Below are 794 nucleotides of genomic sequence, written 5' to 3' on the forward strand. Positions count from 1 at the left end.
AACAAACTGCAGATCACCATTCACGACAACGGCGAGGAGTAGTCCATGATCAGGAGCAGCGAAGGCGTCGCCGACCCTGGCGATCTCCCTGAATCTGACTGGGTCGACGCGCCTACGATCGGATACGTGCGATTCTGACAAGAGTCTGACCGCTCGATTGCGGCTCAGAAGCGAGACATTCGAGACTACGTAGTGAAAGGCACGGTCAGGTGGTGAGTGGTAGGTGGTGGATTGACCGTGCCAACTGTAGTTGTCAGCTATTATAGCTTCTTTCTACGGCTTGATGGGATACACACTCATGCATGCGTTTTGGTAATTCCTCTATGCTATATGTGACCAAAACCCTTTTTTGAGACTACTTTCACAATTCATATGCGAGGACAAAGTCCTCGCCACTCGAGATCTCGCCTTGGATACATAGTATCCAGAAGAGGCAGATCAAAATCAAAGCCATCTGGGAACNAACACCCCACACCCCACCGTCTCTTGGAAATCTTCCCCCGGTTTCCACATTTCGTACTGAGCAACGTTGCGACTGAGCGACGAGCGTAAACGACTCCTCGAGGTTGCCTGCGAGATCATAGCCGACAGCCCTGACGACGACCCACCACGCGGGACGTAATCAACGCGGCGCTCACGTCTCGTCGCCGGCGTTCTCCCGAGATCGGCGGGGTTACATGGGGTGTGTTGGATCGAGGCTCGCCCGCCGGGCACCGCTATGTGCGCCCGCGCGATCCTTCCGAGAGGTCGAGACCCGCGTCGGTCCGTCGCTCCCATGAGGTTGTATTTGTTTT

The 794-nt window shown here is 55.1% G+C and carries 1 protein-coding gene; it reads left to right on the plus strand.

The annotated features are described in order from the left end of the window. Positions 1-529 precede the first annotated feature (529 nt). The gene (locus C492_RS26060; protein ID WP_449289505.1) at positions 530-622 is read left to right on the plus strand and encodes a DUF7386 family protein; all 93 of its coding nucleotides are present in this window, start codon (positions 530-532) and stop codon (positions 620-622) included. The last annotated feature ends 172 nt before the right edge of the window (positions 623-794 follow it).

Source organism: Natronococcus jeotgali DSM 18795 (assembly GCF_000337695.1).
GTDB lineage: Archaea > Halobacteriota > Halobacteria > Halobacteriales > Natrialbaceae > Natronococcus > Natronococcus jeotgali.